This is a genomic window from Actinocorallia lasiicapitis (assembly GCF_054778695.1).
This window is the reverse complement of sequence record NZ_BAAGZI010000603.1, coordinates 1-2,314: the sequence shown is the minus strand read 5'-3', so window position 1 is coordinate 2,314 and position 2,314 is coordinate 1. Positions and strand designations below refer to the sequence as shown.

3 protein-coding genes are annotated in these 2,314 nt (G+C 73.2%); 2 read left to right on the top strand and 1 reads right to left on the bottom strand.

Annotation, left to right across the window (positions count from 1 at the left end):
• The coding region (locus ACYVE7_RS32785) for a hypothetical protein (RefSeq protein ID WP_460370305.1) at nt 1-204 on the bottom strand (204 nt) is incomplete at its 3' end.
• Between the two features lie 107 nt (nt 205-311).
• Between ACYVE7_RS32785 and ACYVE7_RS32780 the strand changes: the two genes are divergently transcribed.
• Both ACYVE7_RS32780 and ACYVE7_RS32775 read left to right on the top strand, forming a co-directional pair.
• Nucleotides 312-1,046, top strand: coding sequence for an ANTAR domain-containing protein (locus ACYVE7_RS32780; protein ID WP_460370304.1), 735 nt, complete (start codon nt 312-314; stop codon nt 1,044-1,046).
• Nucleotides 1,047-1,058: 12 nt separating this feature from the next.
• Nucleotides 1,059-2,314: PAS domain-containing protein (locus ACYVE7_RS32775; protein WP_460370302.1), on the top strand; the 1,256-nt coding region annotated here is incomplete at its 3' end.

Genomic DNA, 2,314 nt, shown 5'->3' with positions numbered 1-2,314 from the left:
CACCCGCGCCAGCACCTCGTCGGGGACGGGGTCGGCGCGGAACCGCCGGATGTCGCGCCGCGCGCCGACCACCCCGTAGAAGGAGCTCCGGTCGGCGGCCGGAAAAGCCCAGGCCGCGGGGTCCGCGGCCCGCTCCGTCGCCGCCGAGGCGTCCCCGATCAGCGGGACGGGACGGGGATAGGGGTCGTCGTTCAGGCGCGGCACACCCAAGAACATAGCCCGCGTTCGAAACCGGACGAACAGGGCACGGGCCGACCATGGCCGAGCAGAAGCGGACACTTTACGGCGGCGATCCCGATACCGTGGGATACGTGCTCTCCGATGAGATGGCAGTGGAGGTCGTCAAGCTCGGGCTGGTGCGCGAGCGGTCGACCGCCCGCGCCCTCCGCCGGCTGACCGACCTGTCGGCTCGGGTGGTTCCGGGCTGCGCGGGAGCCACCTGCTGCCGGTGGACCCTGGACGGGCGGCTGGATCCCGAGCAGCGGGCCGCCAGCCATCCCGAGCTGGCCGAGCTGACCGATCTCCAGCTCGAGTACGGCGAGGGGCCGCTGCTGGAGGCCGTCCGCACCCGCGCCACGGTCCGCTCCGACGACACCCTCGCCGAGACCCGCTGGCCCCGGCTGAGCGCCGCGATGCTCCGCAGAGGCGTCCGCGCCTTCCACACCTCGATCTACGAGGGCGGCAGGACCGGCATCGGCGGGACGGTCGACGGCGACGCCATCGTCACCCTGACGCTGTTCGCGGTCCGTCCCGGGGTGCTGGATCCGGCCGAGTCCGCGATGGGCGCGCTGCTGGCCGCGATCGGCGGCACGACCGTCGCCAACACCGAGCAGTACGGCGGCGTCCAGCGGACCGTGGTCCAGCTCCAGCAGGCCGTGGAGGCCAGGGCGGTCGTCGACCAGGCCAAGGGGATCTTGATGAACCGGTTCGGCTACGACGCCGACCGGGCCTTCGAGGAGCTGCGGCGGATCTCCCAGACCCGCCATGTGAAACTGACCGTCCTCGCCCGGCGTATCGTTGCCGGGCAGAAGCCCGCTCTCGACTAAGGCCGCCGCTGTATGAGGTCCGCAACGCCGGAACCGCCCGCGCAGGATCCCGATCCGCTCGGATCCGTCCTGCGGGAGATCGCCGACCTCGAGTCCAGGGTCGGTGAGCTGCGGGAGGCCGCGTCCGTCCCCGCCACCGACTTCAAGGCCACTCTCGACGCCGCCCTGATCGAGCTGGATCTGGCCGTCACCTCGCTGCGGCTGCTCGGCGGCGGCCGTGCCGCGGGCGACGCCGCGGGCGCCTCGGACGAGGAGCGCAGGATCCTGCGGACCCTGTTCCAGGCGGCCCCGGTGCCGCTGTTCCTGCTCGACAGGGACGGCGACGTGCGCCGCGTCAACGCCCAGGCCGCCCAGCTCCTCGGCACGTCCTCCGGCTACGCCGCAGGACGCCCGTTCGCGGTGTTCTGCGATCTGAAGACCAGGGCCGCGCTCCGGTCCCGGCTGGCCGCCGTGGTCCGCACGGGGGAGCGGGCCGAGGTCGACGTCAGGTTCCTGTCCGGCAAACGGTCGATCGACGCCTCCGTCACCCTGGTGTCGGCGGGCGGCAAGGACGGCGTCGACCCGCTGATCGTCGCGGCGGCGATGCCCGTGGACGGCCGGCTGCCCGTCTCCGGCCACAGCGAGGAGAGCGACACCGCCGTCGGGGCCGTCCTGCACCGGATGGACGTCCTGGCGATGGCCGCCGAACTGCTGCTGGACGAGCCGCTGTTCAACGAGGCCGTCGCGGTGCGCCGCTGCGCCCGGCTGCTGGCGGGCGAGCTCGCCGACTGGGCGATCGTGGACGTCCACGACGGCGCGGAGCTGCGCCGCCAGGTCGTGTTCGGTCCTGATGTTCTGGCCTCGACCGCCCACCAGGTCGAAGGGCTCGCGCCGGGCCCCCTGGCCAGCGAGGTGCACCGCAGCCGCCAGTCGGCGCTCCAGCCGCACGTGGAGGATCTGGACGTCCTCGGCAGGACCGCCGAAGGGGTCTCGGTCTGCGGGCTGCTCTCCGCGACGTCGGTGCTGTGCGTGCCGATCGAGGACGGCCGCACCAGTCTCGGCGTGATCACCCTGGTCTCGGGCGCGGAATCCGGCTACTTCGATCTGACCGATTTGGGCGTCGTCCAGCGGGTCGCCCGCCATCTCGCCCTGGTGATCCGCGCCTCCCGCCGGTACCGGCGCAGCGCCGAGGTCGCCCAGGCGCTCCAGTCGAGCCTGCTGCCGCGCGGCTCGCCCGTCCCGGACGCGAGGTCTGGAACACCTACGGCCCCACCGAGGCCACGGTCGTG